Origin of the sequence: Arthrobacter sp. UYCo732, assembly GCF_040547265.1 — a bacterium.
Classification (GTDB): Bacteria; Actinomycetota; Actinomycetes; order Actinomycetales; family Micrococcaceae; genus Arthrobacter.
Genome location: NZ_JBEPPJ010000001.1, coordinates 249,574 through 275,206 on the forward strand (window position 1 = coordinate 249,574; position 25,633 = coordinate 275,206).

The 25,633-nt window shown below is 67.0% G+C and carries 24 protein-coding genes; 20 read left to right on the plus strand and 4 right to left on the minus strand.

Features of this window, described 5'->3' with window-relative positions; all coding sequences use genetic code 11:
- The first annotated feature begins 10 nt into the window (after positions 1 to 10).
- The 9 genes from ABIB45_RS01125 to ABIB45_RS01165 all read left to right on the plus strand — a co-directional run bounded on the left by ABIB45_RS01125 (position 11) and on the right by ABIB45_RS01165 (position 9,729).
- Positions 11 to 1,711 (plus strand): DUF8094 domain-containing protein, encoded by a 1,701-nt coding sequence (locus tag ABIB45_RS01125; RefSeq protein WP_354214042.1) that lies wholly within the window; start codon positions 11 to 13, stop codon positions 1,709 to 1,711.
- A 57-nt stretch (positions 1,712 to 1,768) separates the two neighbouring features.
- The gene (locus tag ABIB45_RS01130; protein WP_354214044.1) at positions 1,769 to 2,794 is read left to right on the plus strand and encodes a tetratricopeptide repeat protein; all 1,026 of its coding nucleotides are present in this window, start codon (positions 1,769 to 1,771) and stop codon (positions 2,792 to 2,794) included.
- Positions 2,795 to 3,892, plus strand: coding sequence for an NADH:flavin oxidoreductase/NADH oxidase (locus ABIB45_RS01135; protein ID WP_354214046.1), 1,098 nt, complete (start codon positions 2,795 to 2,797; stop codon positions 3,890 to 3,892).
- A 77-nt stretch (positions 3,893 to 3,969) separates the two neighbouring features.
- Entirely contained in the window at positions 3,970 to 4,206 is a 237-nt protein-coding gene (locus tag ABIB45_RS01140; RefSeq protein ID WP_354214048.1) for a DUF3253 domain-containing protein, read from the plus strand.
- 99 nt (positions 4,207 to 4,305) lie between these two features.
- Positions 4,306 to 5,100, plus strand: a complete 795-nt coding sequence (locus ABIB45_RS01145; RefSeq protein WP_354214050.1) for an ABC transporter ATP-binding protein — start codon at positions 4,306 to 4,308, stop codon at positions 5,098 to 5,100.
- The gene (locus tag ABIB45_RS01150) at positions 5,082 to 6,653 is read left to right on the plus strand and encodes a transporter (RefSeq protein WP_354214052.1); all 1,572 of its coding nucleotides are present in this window, start codon (positions 5,082 to 5,084) and stop codon (positions 6,651 to 6,653) included. Before ABIB45_RS01145 ends, ABIB45_RS01150 begins: the two co-directional genes overlap by 19 nt.
- 46 nt (positions 6,654 to 6,699) lie before the next feature.
- Positions 6,700 to 7,482 (plus strand): glucosamine-6-phosphate deaminase, encoded by a 783-nt coding sequence (nagB, locus tag ABIB45_RS01155; RefSeq protein ID WP_354214053.1) that lies wholly within the window; start codon positions 6,700 to 6,702, stop codon positions 7,480 to 7,482.
- Positions 7,483 to 7,603: 121 nt separating this feature from the next.
- Entirely contained in the window at positions 7,604 to 7,945 is a 342-nt protein-coding gene (locus tag ABIB45_RS01160; protein WP_354214055.1) for a DUF3039 domain-containing protein, read from the plus strand.
- The gene (locus tag ABIB45_RS01165; RefSeq protein ID WP_354214056.1) at positions 7,945 to 9,729 is read left to right on the plus strand and encodes a DEAD/DEAH box helicase; all 1,785 of its coding nucleotides are present in this window, start codon (positions 7,945 to 7,947) and stop codon (positions 9,727 to 9,729) included. Before ABIB45_RS01160 ends, ABIB45_RS01165 begins: the two co-directional genes overlap by 1 nt.
- An 80-nt stretch (positions 9,730 to 9,809) precedes the next feature.
- On the opposite strand, the gene ABIB45_RS01170 is transcribed toward ABIB45_RS01165, so the two are convergent.
- Positions 9,810 to 10,442: an isochorismatase family protein gene (locus ABIB45_RS01170; protein WP_354214057.1), complete on the minus strand. Its 633-nt coding sequence runs from the start codon at positions 10,440 to 10,442 to the stop codon at positions 9,810 to 9,812.
- Positions 10,442 to 11,770, minus strand: coding sequence for a nicotinate phosphoribosyltransferase (locus ABIB45_RS01175; RefSeq protein ID WP_354214058.1), 1,329 nt, complete (start codon positions 11,768 to 11,770; stop codon positions 10,442 to 10,444). Before ABIB45_RS01175 ends, ABIB45_RS01170 begins: the two co-directional genes overlap by 1 nt.
- Before the next feature lie 96 nt (positions 11,771 to 11,866).
- Between ABIB45_RS01175 and clpS the strand changes: the two genes are divergently transcribed.
- From clpS to rdgB, 6 genes are all read left to right on the plus strand, one after another.
- Complete coding sequence (clpS, locus tag ABIB45_RS01180; RefSeq protein WP_354214059.1) at positions 11,867 to 12,259, plus strand: ATP-dependent Clp protease adapter ClpS; 393 nt, start codon at positions 11,867 to 11,869, stop codon at positions 12,257 to 12,259.
- Positions 12,252 to 12,818, plus strand: a complete 567-nt coding sequence (locus ABIB45_RS01185; RefSeq protein WP_354214061.1) for a DUF2017 domain-containing protein — start codon at positions 12,252 to 12,254, stop codon at positions 12,816 to 12,818. The genes clpS and ABIB45_RS01185 overlap by 8 nt, the downstream gene beginning before the upstream one ends.
- A 130-nt stretch (positions 12,819 to 12,948) precedes the next feature.
- On the plus strand, positions 12,949 to 13,977 hold the full coding sequence (gene murI, locus ABIB45_RS01190) for a glutamate racemase (protein WP_502909081.1): 1,029 nt from the start codon (positions 12,949 to 12,951) through the stop codon (positions 13,975 to 13,977).
- The gene (locus ABIB45_RS01195) at positions 13,974 to 14,771 is read left to right on the plus strand and encodes an MBL fold metallo-hydrolase (protein WP_354214063.1); all 798 of its coding nucleotides are present in this window, start codon (positions 13,974 to 13,976) and stop codon (positions 14,769 to 14,771) included. The genes murI and ABIB45_RS01195 overlap by 4 nt, the downstream gene beginning before the upstream one ends.
- A gap of 125 nt (positions 14,772 to 14,896) precedes the next feature.
- The gene (gene rph, locus ABIB45_RS01200; RefSeq protein WP_354214064.1) at positions 14,897 to 15,655 is read left to right on the plus strand and encodes a ribonuclease PH; all 759 of its coding nucleotides are present in this window, start codon (positions 14,897 to 14,899) and stop codon (positions 15,653 to 15,655) included.
- On the plus strand, positions 15,652 to 16,323 hold the full coding sequence (gene rdgB / locus ABIB45_RS01205; RefSeq protein ID WP_354214066.1) for an RdgB/HAM1 family non-canonical purine NTP pyrophosphatase: 672 nt from the start codon (positions 15,652 to 15,654) through the stop codon (positions 16,321 to 16,323). Before rph ends, rdgB begins: the two co-directional genes overlap by 4 nt.
- Before the next feature lie 102 nt (positions 16,324 to 16,425).
- On the opposite strand, the gene ABIB45_RS01210 is transcribed toward rdgB, so the two are convergent.
- A complete protein-coding gene (locus tag ABIB45_RS01210; RefSeq protein WP_354214411.1) occupies positions 16,426 to 17,196 on the minus strand; it encodes a VTT domain-containing protein in 771 nt (256 codons plus the stop codon).
- 127 nt (positions 17,197 to 17,323) lie between these two features.
- Here ABIB45_RS01210 and ABIB45_RS01215 point away from each other — a divergent pair, with 127 nt between their 5' ends.
- Both ABIB45_RS01215 and ABIB45_RS01220 read left to right on the plus strand, forming a co-directional pair.
- On the plus strand, positions 17,324 to 18,325 hold the full coding sequence (locus tag ABIB45_RS01215) for a 3'-5' exonuclease (protein ID WP_354214068.1): 1,002 nt from the start codon (positions 17,324 to 17,326) through the stop codon (positions 18,323 to 18,325).
- Positions 18,326 to 18,380: 55 nt separating this feature from the next.
- Entirely contained in the window at positions 18,381 to 18,899 is a 519-nt protein-coding gene (locus ABIB45_RS01220) for a DUF4395 domain-containing protein (protein WP_354214069.1), read from the plus strand.
- Here the strand turns inward: ABIB45_RS01220 and ABIB45_RS01225 are convergent.
- Positions 18,886 to 19,965 carry an ADP-ribosylglycohydrolase family protein gene (locus tag ABIB45_RS01225; protein ID WP_354214071.1) on the minus strand — a complete coding sequence of 360 codons (1,080 nt, stop codon included), beginning with the start codon at positions 19,963 to 19,965 and terminating at the stop codon, positions 18,886 to 18,888. The genes ABIB45_RS01220 and ABIB45_RS01225 overlap by 14 nt on opposite strands.
- A 183-nt stretch (positions 19,966 to 20,148) precedes the next feature.
- Between ABIB45_RS01225 and ABIB45_RS01230 the strand changes: the two genes are divergently transcribed.
- The 3 genes from ABIB45_RS01230 (at position 20,149) to ABIB45_RS01240 (ending at position 25,613) form a co-directional block, all read left to right on the plus strand.
- A complete protein-coding gene (locus ABIB45_RS01230; protein ID WP_354214072.1) occupies positions 20,149 to 21,102 on the plus strand; it encodes an MIP/aquaporin family protein in 954 nt (317 codons plus the stop codon).
- A gap of 99 nt (positions 21,103 to 21,201) precedes the next feature.
- Complete coding sequence (locus ABIB45_RS01235) at positions 21,202 to 22,416, plus strand: exonuclease SbcCD subunit D (RefSeq protein ID WP_354214073.1); 1,215 nt, start codon at positions 21,202 to 21,204, stop codon at positions 22,414 to 22,416.
- The gene (locus tag ABIB45_RS01240) at positions 22,413 to 25,613 is read left to right on the plus strand and encodes an AAA family ATPase (protein WP_354214075.1); all 3,201 of its coding nucleotides are present in this window, start codon (positions 22,413 to 22,415) and stop codon (positions 25,611 to 25,613) included. The genes ABIB45_RS01235 and ABIB45_RS01240 overlap by 4 nt, the downstream gene beginning before the upstream one ends.
- Positions 25,614 to 25,633: the final 20 nt, after the last annotated feature.

Sequence of the window (25,633 nt, forward strand, 5' to 3'; positions counted from 1 at the left end):
GGTGTTTCCTTTGCGTTTCAAGACTGCAGTCGCACTCGTGCTGCTCGGCCTCCTGACACTTCTGGCCGGCGTCGGCCAGAAAACCATTTGGGCTCCCTCCGCGACCTTCACGGCTTCGGCCCCGTCAGATGCCGCCGCGGCACCCCTGACCGTCATCGACCAGAAACTGCGCACCCAGCAGGGCGGAACGGTGAAGATCAACATCGAGGGCGATGGCAACTTCCTGCTTGCCGTCGGCCGGCCCGACGACGTGGATGCCTGGGTTGGCAAGACCGCCCACAACACCGTCACGGGGGTTTCCGGGAAGAAGGACGCACTCGTCGTGGAGCACGCCGATGGCGAAGCCACGGCACCGAATCCGGCGGGCTCCGATCTGTGGGTTTCCACCGAGAGCGCAAGCGGCCAGCTGGAATATACGTGGACCCCTCCCGCTGACGGCCAATGGTCGCTGATGCTGGCCGCCGACGGCAGCCAGCCGGCGCCGTCGTCGATCTCCATGACGTTCCCGAATGACACCTCCACCCCGTGGGCCGTCCCCCTGATGGCTATAGGCGGACTGCTGATCCTTGCCGGCATCGCACTGGCATTTCTTTCCGCACGCAAGCGCGACGGTGAAGGCGACAGCCGGGGCAGCCTGTTCGCACGGCGTGCCCGGGCCAACGTTGAGGCCAGGCCCTCCTCACGGCTCAGCATGGTTTCCGGCGGCATGGTGACCGCTGCTGTGACCGCCGCCGTGGTGGCACTATCGGGTGCCCCCGCAAACGCTGCCACGTCGCCCGCCCCGGCCCCCTCCATGGAATCAGCGTCCACCGCCCCGGCCCAGCCGTCCTCGCCCGTGCTCCTGGACGCCCAGTTCCGCCGGATCCTCGAGCAGGTCTCCAGTGCAACGGATGCCGGCGACGCCGCCAGGGACGCCGCCAAACTGGCCGGCCGCGTGGCCGGGACAGAACTTGAGGTCCGCACCCAGAACTACAAGATCCGTTCCCAGGTGGGCACCTATGAAGCCCGGATGCCTGTCCGTTCCACCAAGCTCCTCACCACGGTGGTCACCAGCGACCACAGCTGGCCCCGCTCTGTCCTGGCCGTCACGCAGGGTGACGGCAACGTGGTCCCGCAGCTGCTCGTTTTGGTCCAGCCCTCAGCCCGTGAGAACTACAGGCTGACCGGGACCACTCCGCTGCAGCCGGGAACCACCTTCCCCGCCATCCGCCGGGACGGTACCGATACCTTGCCCGCCAACGGCAAGGACGGTCTCCTGTACAGCGGCGAAGAAGCCCTCGCCGGGCTGGCCGACCGCCTGACCAACTCCGAGTCGAGCTTCAAGGACAAACTGGTGGAGGGGGCATCCTCGCCGTACATCGCTGACACCCTGTCCTACCAGGCCGAGGTGGTTGCGTCGGGCGCCAACGGCAACTTCTCTTTCACCCACAACGTGGTGCCGGAAAGCACCGTGGTGTTCCGGACCGCCGACGGCGGCGCGCTGGTGATGGGCCGGATCAACTTCGGTTTTGATGGCACGCCCAAGGCCTCCGGCGACAAACTCACCATCGGAGACGACGCCGCGGCGCTCGCCGGCGGCAAGGAAACCACCACCGGCATGGTGCTGAACTTTGCTGAATCGATGGCCGTCTACGTGCCGCCGGCCGGCTCCACGGATCCCATGAAGCTGGTTGCCGCTACCCGCGGGCTCGTGGGGGCAAGCTTCAAGTAGCCCCGGAAGCGTACTTCAGTACTCCTGGCAGCGGCCGGAGTGGCTAGAGTGGAAAGCATGAGTTCGCCAGCTTCCCGCCCAGTCCCTCCAGCCGCTGCCAGCCTGCTTAACCTGCGTGGCGCCGTCGACCTTTCCGCCCTGAAACAGCGCCAGGCGCCTCCCGCGGGTGGCGGCAATCCGCCCGTTCCCGGTGGCGCGGGTGCCGTCGCGGGTGCCAGTGCCACCAACGGAACCTCCCCCAACGGAACCCCCGACGGCGGCGCCGCGCCGCTGCGGGTGAACGTCACCGAAGGTAACTTCCAGGAACTCGTGGAGCTTTCGGCCCAGGTACCGGTGGTCTTCGCGCTGTGGGCCGCCTACTCGCCCGAATCCACCTCGATGGTGGACTCGCTGGAGCAGGTCATTAACAGCTATGGCGGCCGCCTGGTGCTCGGCGCCGCGGACATCGACGCCTTCCCGCAGCTGGCACAGGCATTCCAGGTCCAGGCCGTCCCCACCGCGGTGGCCGTGGTGAAGGGCCAACCGGTCCCGCTCTTCCAGGGCGCCGCCGACGAAGCCCAGATCCGGCCGCTCCTGGATGAACTATTAAAGGTGGCCGCCGCGAACGGCGTCACCGGCAGCCTCGGCGGGGGGGCACCCTCGGATGCCGGACCGGCACCCCTGCCGCCGCTGCATCAGGCGGCGTTCGACGCCATCGAAGCCGGGGACTACGAGGCGGCTGCCGTGGCCTACCGCCAGGCCCTGCTGGAAATGCCGGCCGATACCGAGGCGAAGTCAGGCCTGGCACAGGTGGAGCTGATGTCACGGCTCCAGCCGCTTTCCGCCCAGGATACTGAGGCTCTGCGCACCCGTGCTGCCGATGAACCTGACAACATTGATGCCCAGCTGGGCGTGGCGGACCTGGACGTGGCCGGCGGGCATGTGGAGGACGCCCTGAACCGGGTGGTCAGCTTCATCGGGCGGAACTTTGGTCCGGAACGGGAAACTGCCCGCGTCCGGCTCCTGGAACTCTTCGACGTGGTTGGCACCCACGACGACCGTGTGGCGAAAGCCCGGCAGGCCCTGGCACGGGTGCTGTTCTAGATGTCCGCGCTGTTCCAGCCGCTGAAGCTCCGGTCGCTTGAGTTAACACACCGTGGCTGGGTGTCACCGATGTGCCAGTACAGCTGCGGTCCCGACGGCGCCCCGGGGGTTCCGAATGACTGGCACCTGATGCATCTGGGATCCTTCGCCGCGGGCGGTGCCGCGTTGATCCTCACCGAGGCCGCCGCCGTGAATGCGGCGGGCCGGATCAGTCCCCGCGACGCCGGAATGTACAACGACGAACAGGCCGGGGCCTGGGCGCGCATCACTTCCTTTGTGCACCGGCATGGCGTCGCAGAGGCCAAGATCGGCACCCAACTGGCGCACGCCGGACGCAAGGCCTCCACCTACTGGCCGTTCGCAGGGCAGCGGGGCAGCGTGCCCGAAGCCGACGGCGGCTGGGCCACGGTGGGTCCGTCGGCGTCGGCGTTTGACGGCTATGCCGAACCCGCAGCAATGACCGAGGCGCAGATTGTGGAAGTCATCGCCGATTTTGCCGCGGCCGCCGTGCGTGCCGTTGACGCCGGGTTCGACACCCTCGAAATCCATGGCGCGCACGGCTACCTCCTGCACCAGTTCCAGAGCCCGCTGATCAACACCCGGACCGACTCCTGGGGCGGGGACGAGGCCGGGCGGAACCGCCTGACGCTCGCCGTGGTTGATGCCGTCCGCAACGTCATCCCCGAAGCCATGCCCCTGCTGCTGCGGATTTCGGCCACCGACTGGGCGGCAAACGGGATAGACATCGCGGCATCCGTCCGCCTCGCCAAGCAGGCCCACGAACACGGTGTGGACCTCATTGACGTCTCCAGCGGGGGAGCCGTAGCCCACCAGGACATCACTCCCGGCCCCGGCTACCAGACCGGATTCTCGGCCCGTATCCGCCGCGAAACCGGTGTTCCCACCGGAACCGTGGGTCTCCTGACCTCCGCCGGGCAGGCGGAACACGCGGTTGCGACTGCCCAGGCCGACGGGGTTTTTATTGCCCGGGCCGCCCTCCGGGACCCGCACTGGTGGCTCCGGGCGGCGTTCGAACTGGGCCACGACATCAAGTGGGCACCCCAGTATGACCGTGCCGTACCGCGGCATTCATTCTGACTGCCGCCCACATGATGGCCCACCAACGGCGCGAACAGGCGCAGTCCTCTGATGAGAAACCCAGTGACAAGCTTGGTATGCAGCTGGAAGAGAGCATCCTAAAACTTCTGGCTGCAAGGGCCGCAACCTCCACGATCTGCCCCTCGGATGCTGCCCGGGCTGTTGGAGATGAGAATTGGCGCGACCTCATGGAGCCTACCCGAAAGGCCGCGCGGCGGCTGGTGGATGCGGGCGAGGTCCAGATCACCCAGGGCGGTTCGGTGGTTGACCCGTCCACTGCCAAAGGGCCAATCCGCATCCGCAAGGTGCGGTAGGACAATCCGGCCAGGTTGGCCCACAGTGCGGTCTTCCGCGTTTTTCTCGACCCCTTCAGGAGGACTCCGCCGGCGAAGGCGCGGGACTAGGCTGGCGGTATGACTGCTCCGAATCCAGATCCGGTGCCGCGCTCCGGCCCGGTACCAGCACTGTCCATCCGCGGTCTCGCCAAGCGGTTCGGCGGAAAAATTGCGGTGGACGGCATCAGCCTTGATGTCCCGGCGGGCTCGTTTTTCGGCATTGTGGGACCCAACGGCGCGGGCAAGACCACGACGCTGTCCATGGCCACAGGACTCCTGCGGCCGGACTTCGGTGCGGCTGTAGTCCACGGCGTTGATGTCTGGGCCAGGCCGCTGGAGGCCAAGAAGCTGATGGGCATCCTCCCGGACGGCGTCCGCCTTTTTGACCGCCTCACCGGCGAGCAGCTGGTCACCTATGCCGGGCTGCTCCGCGGTATGGACAAGGACGTAGTGGCCACCCGTGTTGGGGAACTGCTGTCCGCCCTGGACCTTGGCCAGGATGCCGGGACGCTGGTGGTGGACTACTCGGCAGGGATGACAAAAAAGATCGCTCTCGCCTCAGCCCTGATCCACGCACCGCGGCTGCTGGTCCTCGACGAACCGTTCGAGTCCGTGGATCCCGTCTCGGCGGCCAACATCCGGTCCATCCTGGACAGTTATGTCGCTTCCGGCGGGACCGTCATCGTCTCCAGCCACGTGATGGACCTGGTCCAGCGCATGTGCGACCACGTTGCCGTAGTGGCAGCCGGACGGCTGCTGGCTGCAGGGACGGTGGACGAGGTGCGGGCAGGGCTGTCCCTGGAAGAGCGGTTCGTCCAGCTGGTGGGCGGACGCAACCACACGGAAGGCCTGGAATGGTTGCGCACCTTCTAAAGCTGAAGCTGACCCTGCTCCGCAACGGCCTTCGCCGCAGCCCCTGGCAACTGGTGGGAATGGCCATCGGCGGGCTGTACGCCCTGGGCCTGGTGGGGACTCTGGTGGTGGCCCTGGTCCTGCTGCGCAGCGCAGATACCGGGCTGGCCCAGACGGTTGTGGTGTTGGGTGGCTCGGCCGCCCTCCTGGGCTGGGGCGTCATTCCCGTGGCAGCCTCGGCAGCGGACATGACCCTTGATCCCGCACGGTTCACCAGCTCCGCGATCCCCATGCGCCAACTCCTGGCCGGGCTGGCCCTCGGCGGGCTGATCGGCATTCCCGGGCTCGCAACGGCGCTCGTTGCGCTTTCCACCGTGTGGACCTGGGCCCGCGGCCCCCTGCCCGCGGGTGCGGCACTGGTGGGTGCCGCCGTCGGCGTCCTGAGCTGTGTTGTCCTTTCCAAGGTGGTCACCACGGCCACTGCCAGCCTGGCATCGTCGCGCCGGTTCAAGGACATCAGTGCCATTGCGTTTATGATCCCGTTGGTCCTGATGGGGCCGATTGTGGCCGGCGTTGGCAGGGGTGTTTCCGCGTCGGCCGGATTCCTGCCGGACCTGGCGGCCACCCTTTCGTGGACGCCCGTGGGAGCTACATGGTCCCTCGGCGGAGATGTCGCTGCCGGGCGCTTCGGCGCCGCCGCCATCAAACTCCTGATGGCAGTGGCCACCCTCGCTGCATTGGCCTGGTGCTGGAAGCTGCTTCTCGAACGGGCCCTGGTCAACCCGCCGTACGCGGGGAGCGGCAGCCGGAAGGGCGGAAAATTGGGTTTGTTTGCCCTCCTGCCGGCCACACCGGCCGGTGCTGCCACGGCGCGGTCGCTGACGTACTGGCTTCGTGATCCCCGCTATTCCGGTTCGCTGGTGGTTGTCCCGCTGCTGCCTGTCCTGCTGGTTTTCCAGGGTAGCCAGTCCGGTGATTTCGGGGCCCTGGCGGTGGCGGCACCGTTGGCGGCGTTCCTGCTGGCGTGGTCCATCTCAGCGGATGTTTCCTATGACAACACAGCGTTTGCCCTGCATGTGGCTACGGGTGTCAGGGGCGTGGACGACCGGCTGGGACGGGCGCTGGCATGCCTTGCCTTTGCACTGCCTGTGGTGCTGATCGTCGCTGTGGGCCAGTATTTCTTTACCGGCGGCTGGGAGGCACTGCCGGGCCAGCTGGGGCTGAGCCTGGGCATCCTGTTCACCGGTCTGGGCCTGTCCTCCGTGGTGTCGGCCCGCTACACTGTGGCCGTGCCGCTGCCCGGCGACAACCCGTTCAAGAAGCCGCCGGGCAACGTGGGCCAGACCATGGCGGTGCAGTTCGGCGGCATGGGCGTCCTAAGCCTGCTGGTCCTGCCCGAAGCCGGCCTGTTTATCGCACAGCAGGTCACCGGCAACGCCGCCTTCGGCTGGATCAACCTGGCCGTCGGGACAGTCCTGGGACTTTGCCTGTTTGTGGCCGGCATCCGGCTGGGTGGCAAATGGCTCGATGCCCGCGGACCTGAACTCCTGGCCCAGTTGACCGTAAACCGCTGACCCCGCAGTCCATGAGAGCAGCAGAACACCCGAAAGGTGGCCGGCAGTGGAAGTTGTCATCCTCCCAGGAGGCAGACAGATCGGAAAGCTGGCGGCCGACGCCGTCGAGGCCCTGCTCCGGCGCAGGCCAGGTGCTGTCCTGGGGCTGGCCACGGGCACCTCGCCGCTGCCTGTCTACGACGAGCTGGCAGCACGGCACGAGCGTGGCGGGCTGGACTTCAGCGCCGCGCACGCCTTCGCCCTGGATGAATATGTGGGCCTGCCAACCGGGCACCCGCAGTCTTACCGGGAAGTCCTCCGGCGCGAGTTCACCAACCGGGTGAATATCCTCCCCGAGAACGTGCACACCCCTGACGGGTCCGCGGCGGACATCCCGGCCGAATGCCGGGCCTATGAGGACCGGATGCGGGCGGCAGGCGGCGTGGACCTCCAGATCCTGGGGGTGGGTTCGGACGGCCATATCGGCTTCAACGAGCCGGGCTCCTCACTCGCCTCCCGGACGCGGATCAAGACCCTGATCGAGCAGACCCGCCGCGACAACGCCCGGTTTTTCAACAACCTTGCCGAGGTGCCCCACCATGTGGTGACGCAGGGATTGGGCACCATTCTTGAGGCCCGTCATGTTGTGCTGGTGGCCACCGGGGCGCAGAAGGCGCCGGCAGTCCGCGACTTTGTGGAAGGGCCGGTCTCCGCGCTTTGCCCGGCCTCGGTCCTGCAGTTCCACCCGCACGCCACCATCCTGGTCGATGAGGCCGCGGCATCCTCGTTGAAGCTTGCCGACTTCTACCGGCATACCCATGACCACAAGCCTTCGTGGCAGGGGCTGTAACACCTGACACACCGCGGCGGCCGCCAACCAGCGGATTTATAGGGACCGCACGACGGCGGAGGGTGCGGTGGAAGCAAACGGCCCTCCCGGCGTCGAACGTCAGCCGCCCTTGGACGCTAAGATGGATGCCATGACTAGCATGACGGACCCTCTCGAAAACGACCCGATGCGTGAGCTTTCCGGGGCTGGAACGTCCACGGCCACCATTGAGCGCGAAGAGCTGCGCCAGGAAGTGGAGCCCGGTGACCGGGAACGCTTCTCGCACTACGTGCGCAAGGAAAAAATCATGGAGTCGGCGCTGACAGGCGAGCCTGTCATCGCCCTCTGCGGCAAGGTCTGGACCCCGGGCCGGGACCCGCAGAAGTTCCCGGTCTGCCCTGAGTGCAAAGAGGTCTACGAAGGCCTCCGCCCGGGCGGCGACGGCGGCAAGGGTCCCGGAGGGGACTCAGGCAACAACAAGTAGTGACGGAGACGCTCTTTGGCGGCCCCACCCTGCCCCCGGCGTATCCGGAACGTGCAGCCTGGGGAACCGCCCAAAAACTCCGTGCCTGGCAGCAGGAAGCCCTAGACCTCTACTTCAAGTCCGGCCGCCGGGACTTCCTGGCGGTAGCAACCCCCGGCGCCGGTAAAACAACTTTCGCCCTGCGTATCGCGTCAATGCTCATCGAATCCGGGGCGGTCAACCGCGTCACCATCGTGGCGCCCACAGACCACCTGAAACGGCAGTGGGCCGACGCCGCCGCCAAGGTGGGTATTGCCATCGACCCGAACTTCAAGAATTCCGATGGCCAGCACGGCCGCGGCTTCATTGGCGTGGCCGTCACGTACGCCCAGGTGGCGAGCAAACCCATGCTGCACCGAGCTAAAACGGAGGCTGCCCGCACCCTGGTCATCCTGGACGAGATCCACCATGGCGGCGAAGCCCTGTCCTGGGGCGATGGCCTGCGCGAGGCATTTGATCCTGCCGCACGGCGGCTGTCCCTCACGGGTACGCCATTCCGCTCCGACACCTCACCCATCCCCTTTGTGGAATACGCGGAAGACCGGGACGGGATCCGCCGCTCGAAAGCGGACTACACCTACGGCTACGGCAACGCCCTCCGCGACCACGTGGTGCGGCCAGTGATGTTTATGGCCTACTCCGGGCAGATGCGCTGGCGCACCAGCGGCGGCGAGGAGATGGCCGCCTCCCTCGGCGAAGCCGCGGTGACCAAGGACGTCACAGCGCATGCCTGGCGTACGGCGCTAAACCCTACCGGCGAGTGGATACCGGCGGTCCTCGCCGGAGCGGACAAACGCCTCAGTGAAGTGCGCCGCTCGGTTCCGGACGCCGGCGGCCTGGTCATCGCCACGGACCATGAGGCTGCCAGGGCTTACGCCGGGCAGCTGAAGCGCATCACCGGCGAGTCGCCCACCGTGATTCTTTCGGACGATGCGAAGGCCTCTGAGAAGATCGAGGAGTTCACCGCGAGCGAGAAACGGTGGATGGTTGCCGTCCGGATGGTGTCCGAAGGTGTTGACGTGCCCCGGCTGTCCGTTGGGGTGTACGCGACGTCCACGTCCACGCCGCTGTTTTTCGCCCAGGCGGTGGGCCGCTTTGTGCGTGCCCGGAAACGCGGTGAGACGGCGTCGGTCTTCCTGCCGTCCGTGCCGCAGCTGATGGCGCTGGCGAACTCCATGGAAATGGAGCGGGACCACGCGCTGGACCGCCCCGACAAGGACGACAGCGACGGCCTGTTCAATCCCGAGGACTCGCTGATGGCTGATGCCAACCGGGAGGACAGGGCGTCGGACAGCCTCACCAAGGGCAAGTTTGAGGCCCTCGATTCGCAGGCGTCCTTTGACCGTGTGCTGTTCGACGGCGGCGAGTTCGGTACTGGGGGAGAGGTGGGCTCCGAGGATGAGCTGGACTTTCTTGGCATCCCCGGGCTTCTGGACGCCGAGCAGGTGGGTACACTGCTGCGGCAGCGGCAGCACGATCAGCTCAACCGGAAGAATCGCCGCGCACCCGCAGCCGAGCCTGCCGCTCCGGTGCCGGCCATACCTGACCACCGGATGCTGATGGACCTGCGCAATGAGCTGGCGAAGAACGTGGCCGCCTGGTCCGCCCGGACCGGGACCCCGCATGGTGTGGTGCACACCAAGCTGCGGACGGTCTGCGGTGGCCCGGCCGTGGCCCAGGCGAACGAGGAGCAGCTGCAGTCAAGGTTGCGGAAGCTTCAGGACTGGTTTATCGGCCGTAAATAGCAGTTTCCGGAAGTAGCAGTGCTTCGGATGAAGGGTGGCCCGGTGCACAGCACCGGGGCGCCCTTGCATTCAGGTTTCTGTCAGGCGACGTCCACGCCGCCGAGCTCCATCTCGGCAACCGCATCGTCCAAGTCCGCAGCGATGCCGGCAGTCAGCGACCGCATCACCGTCACGGAGTAACCCGCCTGGACGGCGTCCAGCGCCGTTGCCATGACGCAGTAGTCAGTCGCGATCCCCACCACCACAACGTCTTCCACATCGTGGCTTTGCAGCCAGTCGTCCAGGCCGATCGCGTCCTCGGCGGCCGCGAAGGCGTCGGCGTCGGCGGGCAGCGAACCGGGCTGGCGTTCCCCAGTAGGCACGGCATCTTCGGGCGCCAGCAGGCCTTCGAATCCGGAGTACGCAGCGGCGAACTGGCCCTTCTGGAAATAGGCCTGGATGTATTCGGTGTCCAGGTCCGGATGGAGCTCCGCGCCGCTGGTGCCGGCGACGCAGTGCCGCGGCCAGCTGTCCTTGAAGTCAGGCGTCCCGGAGAAGTGTGCGCCGGGATCGATATGCCAGTCCTGGGTGGCCAGAATGTGGTCGAACTCACCGTGGTGGGCGTCCACGAACTCGCTGATGGCTCCGGCTACGTCGGCACCGCCGGCTACGGCAAGGGAACCGCCCTCGCAGAAGTCGTTCTGGACATCAACAATGATCAGGGCGCGGGACATCAGTACTCCTCGTAGGTGGTGGGAATGGCTGCTTCGCCGCGCTGCAGGCGGTTGACCACGGCCGGCAGTTCGGCCATGCTGTCCGCATGCCGCTGGCGGGCCCGGACCACGCCCTCGGGGCCGGTCCAGCCCGGGAACAGCTCGCCGTTCTTCATAAACTGCTGCAGCAGGGGCCGGTCATTGCCGTCGTCTTCGGGGCGGTGTCCGATGCCCACGATCTCCTGGGTGGCGATACCGCGCTCGTTGAGCCTGCGCAGCGCGTACTTGCGGCCGCCCATGCTGGTTTTGTTCTTGGCCGCCTTTGCCACGGAGACGAAATTGCCGGCGTCGTCCGTGCGGCTCACCAGTTTGTAGACCATGCTGGCGGTGGGAGCCCCCGAACCGGTAACCAGCGAGGTGCCCACGCCGTAGGAATCCACCGGAGCGGACTGCAGCGCGGCAATGGCGAATTCGTCCAGGTCCGAGGTGACCATGATCCTGGTGTTTTCGTTGCCTAGCTCGTCCAGCAACCGGCGGACCCATGAGGCCTGCGCCACCAGGTCACCGGAGTCCAGACGGACGCCGCCCAGTTTTGGTCCTGCCAACTCAACGGCGGCACGCACGGCCGCTTCGACGTCGTACGTATCCACCAGCAGCGACGTGCCGACCCCCAGCGAGGCGATCTGCGCCGCAAACGCGTCCCGCTCTGAGTCGTGGAGGAGGGTGAAGGAATGCGCGGCGGTGCCCACGGTCTTGATGCCGTAGCGGATGCCTGCCTCGAGGTTGGACGTGCTGTGGAAGCCCGCTATCACCGCGGCGCGGGCGGCAGCCGCGGCCGACTCCTCATGGGTGCGGCGGGATCCCATTTCAATGCACGGCCTGCTGCCGGCTGCCGTGATCATGCGAGACGCCGCCGAGGCGATGGCGCTGTCATGGTTCAGGACCGACAGGAAGTAGGTCTCCAGCATGCAGGCCTCGGCGAACGTGGACTCCACGATGAGAATGGGGGAGTTGGGGAAATACGCTTCGCCCTCCGGGTAGCCCCAGATGTCGCCGGTGAACCGGTAGTTCGCCAAATAGTCCAGCGTCTCCTGGTTGACCACACCGGTGCGGCCCAGGAAGTCGAGTTCGGCGTCACCGAAGCGGAAGTCCGCGAGGCCTTCCAGGAGCCGGCCTGTGCCGCCCACAATCCCGTACCGCCGGCCGTCAGGCAGCCGCCGCGCGAAGGCCTCAAAGACCGACCGGCGGTGCGCGGCGCCCGAGTGAAGCGCCGCCTGCAGCATGGTCAGTTCGTAGTGGTCTGTGTACAGGGACGCGCGGGGATGGTCCCAGCCGGCAGAGTTACTCACGAAATTCACTCTAGTCCCCACCGGCTCCCCCGTCTCGCTTCGCTTCGCCGCGGGGCCCTCGCCGGCGTGGGCCCACACTCCCCATAGAATGGACAGATGACCTTAAGCGTTGCGCTCGGCCCTGACACACAGGAGGGCACCCGGACCGGGACAGAGGCGTCCACAGACTCCCTGACCGCCCCGGACATCCCCTGGAACCTGGTGATCTGGAACGATCCCGTCAACCTGATGAGCTATGTCAGCTATGTTTTCCAGAGCTACTTCGGCTACTCCGAGACCAAGGCCAACAAGCTCATGATGGAGGTCCACAAGAAGGGCCGGTCCATCGTTGCCCACGGCAGCAAGGAACAGGTTGAACGCCATGCCGTTGCCATGCACGGCTTCGGGCTGTGGGCCACGGTGGAAAAAGCCACCGGCGGGAACGGTGGAAATTCCAGAAACGCTGGGAAATCCGGCGGGTCCGGGCAGGGCAAGGGGAAACGTGGCTAAGGCATTCAAATATGGGCTCAAGGGCATTACCGGGTTCCTGGAACCCGCCGAGCGTGAGCTTCTCCGCAGCCTGCTCGATGATGTCATCTCCATGCTCCAGCCGGCCGAACACGCCAGCCAGGATCCCCTGGCCGCCCTGATCGGCCTTGACATGGATGTCCAGGAACCCACGGACCGTGCAGTCAAGCGGCTCCTGCCCAACGTCATGAAGAACGACGACGGCGCGTCACTGGAGTTTCGCCAGCTCACCGAGCGCTCGCTGCGGGAAACCAAGATTGGCGCGCTGCGCGCGGCCGCGCTGGACCTGGACAAGGACGAAGTGGTCCTGACCCCCGACGGGGCCAGGCACTGGTCCATGGCCCTGAACGATGTCCGCCTGGTGCTGGCGGAACGCCTGGACATCCAGGACGAGGAAGACGCCGAACACGTACACCGGATGCAGGACTGGTCCCAGGCCGAGGACGTGGAAAGCTACCTCGCACTGGTGTACAACTTCACTACCTGGCTGCAGGAGTCCCTGGTGCAGGCCATGTTGCAGTCCTTGGATTCACGCGCCTGACCTGCCGGTTCACCGTTCAGTGCGCTCCCCGTGTTGTCCCTGTGGAGGCCGCACTGTGACATATGCGACATGAGTGCGGCGCCACAATGTGATGGCTGCGGCCCCAGGGAAGACCTATCCTCGAATAATCATGACAACAGCCTCGAGCATGGACCCGGCAGCAACAGCAGCAAGGGAAACCGCAGCCAGCAACAGAGCCGGCCTGGTGGGATCCCGGCCCATTGGCGTCTTTGACTCGGGCGTCGGCGGACTGACAGTGGCGCGGTCCATCATTGACCAGCTTCCGAATGAGTCCATCCTCTACGTCGGGGATACCGCCAACGGGCCCTACGGGCCGTTGCCCATCGCCGAAGTCAGGGCGAATGCCCTCGGCGTGATGGACGAACTGGTGGACTCCGGCGTCAAGCTTCTTACCATCGCCTGCAACTCGGCGTCGGCCGCTGTCCTGCGGGACGCCCGCGAACGGTACACCGCGAAATACGGCATTCCCGTCATTGAAGTAATCCAGCCGGCGGTCCGCCGCGCCGTAGCGGCAACCCGTAGCGGCCGGATCGGCGTCATCGGAACTTCCGCCACCGTGGGCTCCCGCGCCTACGAAGACACCTTTGCCGCCGCGCCGGACCTGGCCATCACGTCCGTGGCCTGCCCCGAGTTCGTCAGGTACGTGGAGGCCGGCATCACCACCGGTCCGGCGCTGCTCGCCGTTGCCGAGGAATACCTGGCTCCGCTGAAGGCCGCGGGCGTGGATACGGTGGTCCTGGGCTGCACGCACTACCCGTTGCTGACAGGCGTCATCTCCTTCGTGATGGGCGACGACGTGACGCTGGTGTCCAGCGCCGAGGAGACGGCCAAGGATGTGTACCGGGCGTTGGCCAACCACGATCTGCAGCGCACCATCGCAGCACCCCCGGAGCATCACTTCATTGCCACCGGAGACGCCGCCCAGTTTGAGGCGCTGGCCCGCAGGTTCCTGGGCCCGGAAGTCCTGTCCGTCCGGCACGTGGACCACGTGGCCGCGCAGTACCCCACCGGAAGCCTGGCCCGGATCACCCCGGAAATGATCGAGGCCGCCCAGCGTGCCAGTGCCCGCTCCGGCAGGTCAGGGCCGCGGATCTCCAACTTCGTGGGCGGCCACCGGGCCGGAGGCCCTGCCCAGTGAAACTCACCATCGTCGGCTGCACCGGCTCGTTCCCCGGTCCCGGATCCCCGGCGTCGTGCTACCTCCTGACCGCCAACGACGGCGAGCGGACCTGGAAGATCGTGATGGACCTGGGCAGCGGCGCCCTGGGCGCCATCCAGCGCTACACGGACCTCGAGGACATCGACGCGATTTTCCTGACCCACCTCCACCCGGACCACTGCATGGACCTCTGCGGCCTGCACGTGGCGGTCCGCTGGAAGCCGGGTGGCTGGGGGCGCGGGCGGATTCCGGTGTGGGGCCCGGCGGCCACCGCGGACCGGATGGCCACCGCTTACGGGCTGGACCTGGACCCGGGGATGCACGAGGAATTCGACTTCACCAACTGGACTGAACGGAAACCCGTCACGGTGGGCCCGTTCACCGTGACGCCGTTCGCGGTGAACCATCCGGTGGAGGAGGCCTACGCCCTCCGGGTGGATGTCACCGAGCCGGACAAGCAAGGAAACCCGGTCAGCCGCGTGCTGACATATTCGGGTGATACCGACGTCTCTGCCGGGCTTGAGGAAGCCGCCAGGGACGCGGATCTGTTCCTCTGCGAGGCGGCCTTCGAGGAAGGCCGCGACGACGCCATTAAGGACGTGCACCTGACCGGAAAGCGCGCCGGTGAGGCCGCAGCCGCTGCCGGGGCCCGCAGGCTCCTGCTGACGCACATTCCCGTCTGGACATCGCCGAGCACGGTCATGGCCGAGGCGAAAGAAGTGTTCGGACAGCACGTTGCAGTGGCCGTAGCCGGGGTGCACTACACCGTTTAGGCAGCGCTCGAGCCGCCCGGCGTCACAAGACCATCCCAGGACCATTGGGGGATGCGCAATCCGTTGGGCACCTCGTCCGCGGTTCGCTGGAATTTCGGACGCAAGGCAGTCGATAAGCTAAAGGCATGACTTCTGAAGCAACCGCAGTGCCCGTAGTGCGTGCCGATGGCCGCGCCCCCGACCAACTCCGCCCCATCAGCATCACCCGCGGCTGGTCCAAGCAGGCCGAAGGGTCGGCCCTCATCGAGTTCGGCAACACCCGGGTGCTGTGCACGGCTTCGCTGACGGCAGGCGTGCCGCGCTGGCTCAAAGGCGAAGGCCGCGGCTGGGTCACGGCCGAATACGCGATGCTTCCCCGGGCCACCAACACCCGCTCCGACCGCGAATCGGTTAAAGGCAAAATCGGCGGCAGGACCCACGAAATTTCCCGCCTGATCGGCCGTTCGCTGCGCTCCATCATCGACACCAAGGCCTTGGGCGAGAACACCATCGTGCTGGACTGCGATGTGCTCCAGGCCGACGGCGGGACCCGCACCGCCGCCATCACGGGCGCCTACGTGGCCCTGGCCGACGCCGTCCGCTTCGCCCGCGACAACAAGCTGATCGCCAAGAACGCCCAGCCCCTCGTGGACACGATTGCTGCCGTCTCCGTTGGCATTATTGACGGCGTGCCGATGCTGGACCTGCCCTACGTTGAAGACGTCCGCGCGGAGACCGACATGAACGTTGTGGTCACTGGATCCGGGAAGTTTGTCGAAGTCCAGGGCACCGCTGAGGGTGCTCCCTTCGACCGCGACGAGCTCAACCAGCTGCTCGACCTCGCTCTTCTGGGCACCACACAACTGGCGGCGATCCAGCGCGAAACCCTCGCGGACGCCCTGTGAGTGTGGCTGCCCCCGGCAGCGCGGCCCCGGACGGTGTGGCGCCGCGGCTGGTCCTCGCGTCACACAATAAAGGTAAGCTCCGGGAGCTCCGCGAGCTGCTCCGTGGCCAGGTGCCCGGGCTCGACGTCGACACCCAGGTGGTTGACGCCGCGGCGGCAGGTGCGCCGGACGTCGTCGAAACGGGCGTGACCTTTGCCGAGAATTCGCTCCTGAAGGCCCGGACCGTGGCGGAGGCCACCGGCCTGGTGGCCATAGCCGACGACTCGGGCCTGGCCGTTGACGTCCTGGGCGGGGCGCCCGGAATCTTTTCCGCCCGGTGGGCAGGCCGGCACGGAGACGACGCCGCCAACCTCAGGCTCCTGCTGGACCAGCTCAGTGATGTACCGGATGCGCACCGCGGTGCGGCGTTCGTCTGCGCCGCGGCACTCGCCGTTCCTGCTGCGGGCGGCGCCGGCCACGAGGTAGTGGAGTACGGCCAGTTGGAGGGCACCTTGCTTCGCGAGCCGCGGGGCAGCGGCGGCTTCGGCTATGACCCCGTCCTGCAGCCTGCGGGCGAGGACCGCAGCTGTGCCGAGCTCTCGGCGGACGAGAAGAACGCCATCAGCCACCGCGGCAAGGCCTTCCGGGCACTGCTGCCAGCCGTCGTGGAGGCCCTCGCCCGGCCCTGACCTTCCGTGAGTTTTTGTCCAGATATCGCGGCTAAATGGGGCTGGAACGGGCGATATCTGGACAAAAACTCCGGGTGGTAGGCAGGGGTGAGCGTCGTGGAGCTAGTCCAGGTTGGTCTTGCGTTCCTCGTGGGGCTCGTGCTCTTCGAGGAACTCGTCCACCGGGTCCGTTCCAAAGTGCGTAGCCTTGCGCTTGGCTGACATGCCCCGGAGGACTTCGATGCCGATCGGGATCACGGAGACCAGCACGATGGCGATGAAGATGATGTCGATGTTGTTGCCCACCCAGCTGAACTGGCCCAGCCAGGCACCCAGGAGCGTGACCCCGCCGCCCCACAGCAACGCCCCGATGACGTTGTAAAGGAAGAATTTACGCTTGTCCATCTGGGCGACACCCACGATGACGGGCACGAAGGTTCTGATGATGGGGACGAAGCGGGCCAGAATCAAGGCCTTGCCGCCATGCTTTTCGAAGAACGCATGGGCGCCTTCCACATTTTCACGCTTGAACAGCCTGGACTCGGGCTTATTGAAGATCGCCGGGCCGGCTTTTGACCCAATCAGATACCCGGACTGGTTGCCCAGAATTGCGGCCACAATGATCAGCCCGCACATGCCCCATAAGTTAAAGTCGATGGCGCCGGTGGAGACCAGCAGGCCAGCGGTGAACAACATCGAATCCCCAGGCAGGAAGAACCCAACCAGGAGGCCGGTTTCGGCGAACACGATGGCGCAGACCACCAGGACTACCCACGGTCCGAGCGGGGAATCACGGAGGAAGACGTCGGGGTTCAGCCAATCGGGCAGGAACGAGGCCAGCTGTGGCTGGATCGATCCCGCACCGCCCAGCATGGGCACGGCAAGGTCGCTGATCGCAAGAAAGTTCACCTACTCAGGGTACTTGACGCACCCCGGCCGGCCGCCGCCGGACGGGTGATATCCATGACAGGGCCGCCCCGCTGACACTGGGACAGCCCGGCCCGGCGGTAAAGTATGGGCCGTGGGACTGGACTTTACGGCGATTGACTTCGAAACTGCCAACGGCTTCCGGGGCTCGCCGTGCGCGGTGGGCCTGACGAAGGTACGGGGCGGGCGCATTGTGGATGAAGCGTCCTGGCTGATGCGTCCCCCGGCGAACCACGACCATTTCGACTACCACAACGTCCGGATTCATGGCATCAGGTCAGAGGACGTTGCGGGCCTGCCCCGGTTCGGTGACCTGTTCCCGGAGATTGGCGCCTTTATTGGCGGGGACATCCTGGCTGCCCACAACGCGGCCTTTGATCTCGGCGTGATCCGGTCCGGCCTTGAAGTCTCAGGCCTGGCTGGTCCCGCCTACGAATTCGTCTGCACCGTGATGCTGTCCCGGCGCTGCTATTCACTGGTCTCCAATTCCCTGCCGTTCGCCGCCGAAGAAGCTGGTGTGCCGCTGGTCAACCACCACGATGCCGCGGAGGACGCCCGTGCCTGCGCCGGCATCCTGATCGACATCGCCGCGCGGAACAACGCAAACAGCATTGCCGAGCTTTACCTCTCGCTGGGCCTGGAGCTGCCCCGCCAGGAAGCGTTCGACCCGGCGCACGACGACTTGTCCAAAGCCAGCCGCGCCGCCCTTTCCGGCGGCCGCGCCGGGCTGGTGCGGCCTTTCCTGTCCGGCTGGCCGGAGGAGGGGGCCAACCCCCTTCCCAACGCCGACGCCGAACCGTCGCATCCTCTGTACGGCCAGACCGTGGTCTTCACAGGCCAGCTGGCCATGGGCCGGCCGGAAGCCAAGGTGCGATCTGCTGAGATGGGGGCCAGACCGGAAAGCCGGGTGACCGCCCGCACTACGGTGCTGGTGGTGGGCGACGGTTTTGTGGCCTCGGACCTGCGGTCCGGACGGCTGACGGGCAAGGCACGCCGCGTCCTGGAACTTCATGACCGTGGGCAGCCCATTGAGGTTCTCTCCGAGGGAGAGTTTGTGCAGATGGTGGGCGGCTGCGCCGGCGCGGCTGCCGTCTAGTTCATCCGGCGCAACAAATCTTCCCAGCCGTGCGGGGCACTCCTAGCCTTGCAGCATGAGCAAACCGACGCACGGCCCCGAGAGCAGTATCAACTGGCCCGCGGTGTTTGCCTTTCCGAATCCCGTCAACGAATACGCAGCCCGGATCACCGCCGGCCTCGTGGTGCTCCTGGCCGGCGCCACCCTGTTGTCCGGATCCGGTGGGGGCCTGGTCCTGATCGCCGTGGGATTCTGGCTGCGGGCGCTCTTTGGGCCACGGATATCGCCGCTGGCCCTGCTGTCAGTAAAGGTGCTCGCGCCCCGGCTGGGCCGTGCACGCCTGGTTCCCGGGCCGCCGAAACGATTCGCCCAGGGCATAGGCACGGTGGTCTCCACCCTCGCGCTGATCCTCTTCGTCGCCGGGGCCGCGCCGGCCGCCTGGATTGTGCTGGCAGTCCTGATAGCGGCCGCCTCGCTGGAAGCCTTCGCCGGATTCTGCCTGGGCTGCGTGATCTTCGGATTCCTCCAGCGCCGGGGCCTGATCCCGGAGGACGTCTGCGAGGCCTGCAACAACGTCGCGCTCAGGCGGTCGTGACCCCCACCAGCAGGTCGGCCATGCCGCGGATGACTTCCGGTGCTTCCAGGGCTTCCAGCCATCCGGCCGGCAGGCACTGCTCGCCGTACAGGGCGCCCAGGATGTTCCCTGCGATGGACCCCGTTGAGTCGCTGTCCCCGCTGTGGTTGACGGCCAGCGCAACGGCTGCCCGGAAATGGTCTTCGGGCAACAACGTGGAGCCAGCCCCCGGCGCAGTAGCCAGGACAGCGTACATCCCGACGGCGAACGCTTCCTCCGCGACCCAGCCCTCTCCCAGTTGCCGCACGAGTTCCTCCGGGGACAAAACGCCCGATTCTGCACAGCGGATGGCTGCCTTGAGCCGCTCCGGGAGCTCGGCCGCCACATCCTTCAGCCCGCGCACCTCCTCAAGGACCGCCGCTGCGGCGTCCTGCAGGCTCTCGCCGGAGACCAGCCGGTGGATCAGCAGGCTGAAGCTGCCGGCACTCTGCCTGGCGGAGGGATGGCCGTGGGTCAGGGAGGCGGCGTCGGCACTCAACTTGTAGACGGCGTCGGACGCTATGTGGGGTATCAGGCCGAACGGCGCTGAGCGCATCACGGTGCCGCAGCCTTTCGAATCCGGGTTGACCGGCCGGTAGACCGTCCCCATTTCACCGGTGGCCAGTCCGCTGATGCAGGCATTTCCGGGGGCCCGGCGGTGCCGCAGGACCTCATTGCTGTCAATCCACCGCTTCGGCTGCGCCGGGGCCGCCGGGGGCACTGACTCGCCCTGGGTGTCCAGCCAGCGGAGGTATGCCAGCCACAGGCAGGCATTAACATCGGCGCCCACCCCGTCGTTGGCCCATTCCAGCGCCTCCACGAGGCCGTCCACCGTATAGAGCGTCATTTGCGTGTCGTCGGAAAAGTGGCTGCCGCGCTCGAGCATTGCCAGGTCCGTCACGCCGGCGGAGCCGAAGCGGCCACGGATCGCCTCGATGGAATCGAACTCCACGGCATAACCCAGCGAGTCGCCCAGGGCGCCGCCCAGCAGGCAGCCGTGGATGCGGGATGTCAGCGAGGGCACGGCGGCGCCCGGATCATTGCTCATACCAGCCAATTTACCGTGAAGCGGAGGCGGGGGCGCCCGCTGCCGCACCAGCCATCCACTAAGCTCGGACTCAGCCAACGCCCAGAATTCCTTGGCACAATACAGGGGCCGCAGCGGACACGTTCCGCCGGCACCCTCAAGACTTCGCCGCCCAGCGACGCTCCAACGATAAGGACTGCCCTTATGACCACGCCTGTTCCCGTCCACCGTGATTCAGCCTCCGGGCCGGCAGCAAGCAACCATGCTGACGTCCGGCATGGGCTGGTGTCCAGGCTGTCCGCGGAAGCGTTCGGCAGCCTGTTCATTGTGGTGGCGGGCCTGGGCGTGCCGCTGTTCTCCATTCCCCAGTCGAGCCCCCTGCCGTCAGCGCTCGCGGCAGGCCTGGCCGTGACTGCGGCCATGCTGGCCTTCGGCTATGTCTCCGGCGGTCACTTCAACCCGGCCGTGACAGTTGGCCACGCCGTCGCAGGCCGGATCCGCCTGGGTGATGCGGCGGCGTACATCGCCGCACAGCTGGTGGGCGGACTGCTGGGTGCCTTGGCACTGTTCGGCATCCTCCGGACCCTCCCGGGCATCCAGGACAGCAGGGCCGCGTTCGACACCGTCACAGCCGGCTTCGGCGAGCACTCGATCATCCAGGCGCCCCTGGCCGGTGTGCTCCTGCTGGAAGTTCTCGGCGCCGCCATCCTGGTAGCCGTCTTCCTGGGCACGACGGCCCGCAACAACGTGAACAAGGCCGCCGCTGCCCTTTCTGTCGGCCTCGCTTTCGCCGTTTTGCTGCAGCTTGGCCTGGCGGTGGGCAACGCCCCGTTCAACCCGGCCCGCGCCACCGCCTCCGCCGTGTTCAGTTCCAGCTGGTCGCTCGAACAGCTGTGGCTATTCTGGGTTGCGCCGGTTGTGGGCGCGGCCATCACCGGCCTTGTCTTCCGGGGCTTCGCGGCATCGGACGCTCCCGCCACCGTTCCGTTTGCTGACGACTTTGATTCTGCGGACGGTGACAAGGCTGACGACGACGCTGTCGTTGAAGCCGCCGCGGACCGCGACGCCGGGACCCCGGAGGTCCCCACAGCGGCTGCCGTGGCAGAGCCCGCCCGCCGCGACGAGGCCCAGGAATTCTTCGACGGAAAGCGCGGTTAGCCGGCCCGGGCCGGGGCAGCGGGGTCACCGGGGACGGATGGGCGACAGGCAGCTGCGGCGGTTTCCTTAACTGTCAGTGGCAGCCTATAGCGTAGGAATATGCGGTTATTGCACACTTCGGACTGGCATTTGGGCCGGTCGTTCCACGGCGTCGGGATGCTGGACGCCCAACGGTCATTTATTGATCAGCTCGTCAGCGCTGTCTCGTCGCATGCCGTTGACGTTGTCCTGATTGCCGGCGACGTCTACGACCGCGCCCTGCCCGGCGTCGACGTCGTGCGCCTGCTGGACGAGGCCCTGGTCCGGCTGACCGCGGCAGGCGCCACGGTTGTGCTGACCAGCGGTAACCACGACTCCGCCGTCCGGCTGGGCTTCGCCTCCCGTTTGCTTGAGCGTGGCGGCGTGCACTTGCGGACCAGGCTGGCGGACCTGGACCATCCTCTCGTCCTGCCTTTGGAATCCGGAACTAAAGCCGGCGGGCAGCCCGGCGGGCCCGGCGCAAGTGATGAGCCGGGCGCCGTCCTGGCCATCTATGGGATCCCGTGGCTCGAACCACGGCTCGTCGCGGAGCCGCTCGGTGCGGAGCCGGCAAGCCACTTCGCGGTGACCCGCGCGGCGACCGGCCGCATCCGGGCGGACCTTGAACGGCGCAGCGCCAAGGGAACCGTGCATTCGGTGGTCCTCGCCCATACTTTCGCCAGCGGCGGCATCAGCTCAGACAGCGAGCGGGACCTCAGCATCGGGGGAGTGGGTGCCGTGCCGCTGGACCTGTTCGATGGCTTCAGCTACACGGCCCTGGGCCACCTCCACGGCCGGCAAACCCTGTCGCCGCAGGTCAGGTATTCCGGCTCGCCCCTGGCCTACTCGTTCTCCGAAGCCAAGCACACCAAGGGAAGCTGGCTTATCGACGTTGGCCCGGACGGCGTCACCGGCGTCTCCGGACTGGCCTGGGAGGCGCCCCGGAAGCTGGCGGTGCTCCGCGGCGGGATTTCCGAACTGCTGGAGTCCGGCGAACACGCGTGGGCCGAGGATGCGTATTGCCAGGTCACGCTGACGGACGCGCAACGGCCGCAGCAGGCCATGGAGCGGCTGCGGGTGCGCTTTCCGGACACGTTGGTTCTCGGGTTTGATCCGCAGGGCGGCACCGCGAAGGCGTCCACAAGTTACAGCACCCGGCTCGCCGAGGCCCAGGATGACGTGTCGGTCTGCTGCGGTTTCCTGGACCACGTGCGGGGTCGGGACGCGGACGACGCCGAGCGGCTGGCAATCGCCGGTGCGCTCGAGAACGTGCGTCTCCGGGAGGCATCGCTGTGAGGATCCACCGCCTGACCCTCTCCGCGTTTGGGCCGTTTGCCGGCACCGAAGAGGTGGACTTCGACAGATTGAGTGCCCACGGCCTCTTCCTCTTGAACGGACCCACTGGAGCCGGTAAAACCAGCGTGCTGGACGCTGTCTGCTTCGCACTCTACGGATCGGTGCCGGGCGCCCGCCAGGACGCCAAGCGCCTCCGCAGCGACCACGCCGAGCCGGCCCTGGAGCCGTCGGTCACCTGCGAGTTCTCCGCACAGGGACGCCATTTCGAGGTCACCAGGTCTCCCGCGTGGGACAAGCCCAGCGCCCGCGGGAAGAACGGATTCACTGCCCAGCAGGCCAAAACGCTCCTGCGGGAACGTGTGGGCGGGGCGTGGACGGACAAGTCCGGACGCAACGACGAAGCCGGCGCCGAAATCACTGCCCTGCTGGGCATGGACCGGGAACAGTTCACCCGGGTGGTTATGTTGCCCCAGGGTGACTTCGCCGCTTTCCTGAGGTCCAAGGCAACGGACCGCCTGGAACTGCTGCAGAAGCTTTTCGGAACTCAGCGGTTTGAGGCCCTGGAGCAGGAGCTGTCCGCCCAGGCGCAGGCCGCGCGCAACGATGTGGCCAAGCTCAATGGCGAGCTTGAACTGCTTGCCGCGCGTGCGGAAGCCGAGGCCTCGGCGCTGGCGATTGATGACGCAGCCTTCGCTGGCTCGGCCGGTGATCCTGCCGGTGATGCCGCTGGTGTGGGTGGGGGCCTACCCTCCCCGGAGGAACCCGGTGCCCGGATCGGGTGGCTCCAGGCCGCCGTGGCAAGGCACGCAGCGGACCTGACTGCCGCAGCGGAGGCCGCGGCGTCGGTGAGTAAACTCTCATCGGCCCGGCTCGACAGTGAAGCGGCACGGCGGGATCGGCGGCGCAGGCTGGCTGCTGCCGAGGTGCGGAAGGCGGCCTCTGAGGAGACTCTTCCGTCTCTGCGGATGAAGGCGGCGCGGCTCGAACAGCACCGGCGCGCCGAGGTGCTCACCGGGCAACTGCAGGCTGTCCAGTCCAGCGAAACACAGGTCAGGCACGCGGCGGGCGCCATGGAATCCGCCATCACGCTGCTTCGGATGGCGGCGGGCGAAGACCCGGAGCTGGAACACCTGGACCTGTCTGCTTTGGACGCGGCAGGCACCGGCGGCGGGCCCGCCGAAGGTAAGGGTGACGCCGTCGTCGACGTGGAGTCTGTAGCCGCCACTGACGTGGCTGTCACCCTCGAGTCGGTCGTAGCCCTTGACATCGCCGGCGAGCTGAGCAGCATCCGGTCATTGCTGGCCGTCGTTGAAGCCAGGTTGCCGGACGAAGAGCGCCTCCATGCCCTGGCCGCCAGGCGCACCTCGCTCGGGACACAGCAGAAGGAACTGACCCAATCCAGTACCGGACTGGATGAGCGGTTGGGGATCCTGCGGGCGGAGCAGGCAGACCTGACGGCCGGACTGCAGCCCTTGGATGTACTTGCGTCCGCCGCCGTCCTACACGCGAAGGAAGCCGCCGCGGCGGACGAACTCCTAGACATTGTCCGCAGGTACGGGGCGGCAGTCACGGCACAGGAGCTGGCCGCGCACCGCCACTCGGCGGGGCGTGAGACCCAGCTTGGGACGAAGGCGCGCTGGCTGGACCTGCGCGAGGAAAGACTTGCCAATGCCGCAGCCGAACTCGCGGCCCAACTGGCCGATGGGGCCGCGTGCCCGGTCTGCGGAAGCGAGGACCACCCGGCTCCCGCGGAGGCAGCAGCGTCCGCGCTGGGGCTCAGCCAGGCAGAGGAAGCCGCACAACAGGCCTATGAGGCCGCAGAGGCGAAGCTGGCGGCGCTCAGCGCCGCGCTGGGTGAGGCAAACCAGGTGGTGGCCGTCCTTGCCGGCCAGGGCGGTGACACTCCCGAGGACGAGGCTGTTCAGGGTGTGGTGGCGGCCCGCCACGCTGCCGGACGGTCCCAGCTCGCCGTGAAGAATCTTGCGGAACTCCGCCATCAGATTGATGCTGTGGAGGCCCGGATTGCAGCCGCGGAGGCCGCGAAGAACACCGGTGTGGCTGAGCTCGCCCAAGTGAGCGCTGCAATGGCGGAGGTGGCGGACACGGTGGCATCCCTGGACCAGGCTCTGTCCGGCCTGCGTGGCGCTCACCGCAGCCTCACCCGCAGGCTGCGGTCGTTGCAGGACGCCGCGGCCACGCTGGAAAAGGCTGTGGCGGCCCGGGAACTTCTGGACAAGGCCAAAGCCCGGGCGGAGGAAGCCCGTCTCCAGCTCGAGCAGGCCCTGCCCGAGGCCGGCTTCAATACTGCCGGAGAAGCCAGGGAACAATTACTGGCGGGCGCAGAAGCAGCAGCCCTGCAAGGTGAGGTCCGGGCCGGCCACGATGAGCAGGCGCGGATTACCGAGCTTTTCGCATCGGATGAGCTGCTCTTGGCATTGAAGGAATCGGCTTCAGATCCGGTGGTGGACGAGGATCTGCTTGCGGAACTTCAGGACGCTGCCGCGAACGCCGCGCAGGAGGCACGCGACGCCGACCTCGCCGCCGGGATGGCTGCACATTGCGCTGCGTCGCTGGCCACGATCCGCCACGACTATGACCAACTCGCCGGAACCGGACGGGGGCCCAGGGAACACGCCCAACTGCTCTCAGCGCTCGCCGACACCGCGGCCGGCCGCGGCGAGAACACGTACCGCATGAGCCTGAACAGCTACGTCCTCGCCGCACGGCTGGAGCAGGTAGCGTCGGCTGCCTCGGAGCGCCTTGTTGCCATGAGCGGCGGCCGTTACCTGTTGCAGCATTCCGACGCCAAGGCTGCCCGTGGGGCGAAATCCGGGTTGGGCCTGGAAGTGGTGGATCAGTGGACCGGGCACCGCAGGGATACCTCCACGCTCTCCGGTGGCGAATCGTTTATGGCCTCACTCTCCCTGGCACTGGGCCTGGCCGACGTCGTCCAGCAGGAGTCCGGCGGCATCCAGATTGACACGCTCTTTGTGGACGAAGGCTTCGGCAGCCTGGACGAGCAATCCCTGGAACAGGTCATGGATGCCTTGGAAGGGCTCCGCGACGGCGGGCGCGTTGTGGGACTCGTCAGCCACGTGGGGGAGATGAAGCAACGCATCGGCACGCAACTCCAAGTCCTCAAGGGCCGCAACGGTTCCACCCTCCGCATATCCGACGCCGCCGAGGTGCTGGTGTAAGCCGGGGCGGCCCGTAAGCC

Coding starts and splice junctions, on each gene's coding strand:
- ABIB45_RS01130 (WP_354214044.1), top strand. CDS start 1,769: ATGAGTTCGCCAGCTTCCCGCCCAGTCCCTCCAGCCGCTGCCAGCCTG.
- ABIB45_RS01135 (WP_354214046.1), top strand. CDS start 2,795: ATGTCCGCGCTGTTCCAGCCGCTGAAGCTCCGGTCGCTTGAGTTAACA.
- ABIB45_RS01140 (WP_354214048.1), top strand. CDS start 3,970: ATGCAGCTGGAAGAGAGCATCCTAAAACTTCTGGCTGCAAGGGCCGCA.
- ABIB45_RS01145 (WP_354214050.1), top strand. CDS start 4,306: ATGACTGCTCCGAATCCAGATCCGGTGCCGCGCTCCGGCCCGGTACCA.
- ABIB45_RS01150 (WP_354214052.1), top strand. CDS start 5,082: ATGGTTGCGCACCTTCTAAAGCTGAAGCTGACCCTGCTCCGCAACGGC.
- ABIB45_RS01160 (WP_354214055.1), top strand. CDS start 7,604: ATGGATGCCATGACTAGCATGACGGACCCTCTCGAAAACGACCCGATG.
- ABIB45_RS01170 (WP_354214057.1), bottom strand. CDS start 10,442: ATGTCCCGCGCCCTGATCATTGTTGATGTCCAGAACGACTTCTGCGAG.
- clpS (WP_354214059.1), top strand. CDS start 11,867: ATGACCTTAAGCGTTGCGCTCGGCCCTGACACACAGGAGGGCACCCGG.
- murI (WP_502909081.1), top strand. CDS start 12,949: ATGACAACAGCCTCGAGCATGGACCCGGCAGCAACAGCAGCAAGGGAA.
- rph (WP_354214064.1), top strand. CDS start 14,897: ATGACTTCTGAAGCAACCGCAGTGCCCGTAGTGCGTGCCGATGGCCGC.
- ABIB45_RS01220 (WP_354214069.1), top strand. CDS start 18,381: ATGAGCAAACCGACGCACGGCCCCGAGAGCAGTATCAACTGGCCCGCG.
- ABIB45_RS01225 (WP_354214071.1), bottom strand. CDS start 19,965: ATGAGCAATGATCCGGGCGCCGCCGTGCCCTCGCTGACATCCCGCATC.
- ABIB45_RS01230 (WP_354214072.1), top strand. CDS start 20,149: ATGACCACGCCTGTTCCCGTCCACCGTGATTCAGCCTCCGGGCCGGCA.
- ABIB45_RS01235 (WP_354214073.1), top strand. CDS start 21,202: ATGCGGTTATTGCACACTTCGGACTGGCATTTGGGCCGGTCGTTCCAC.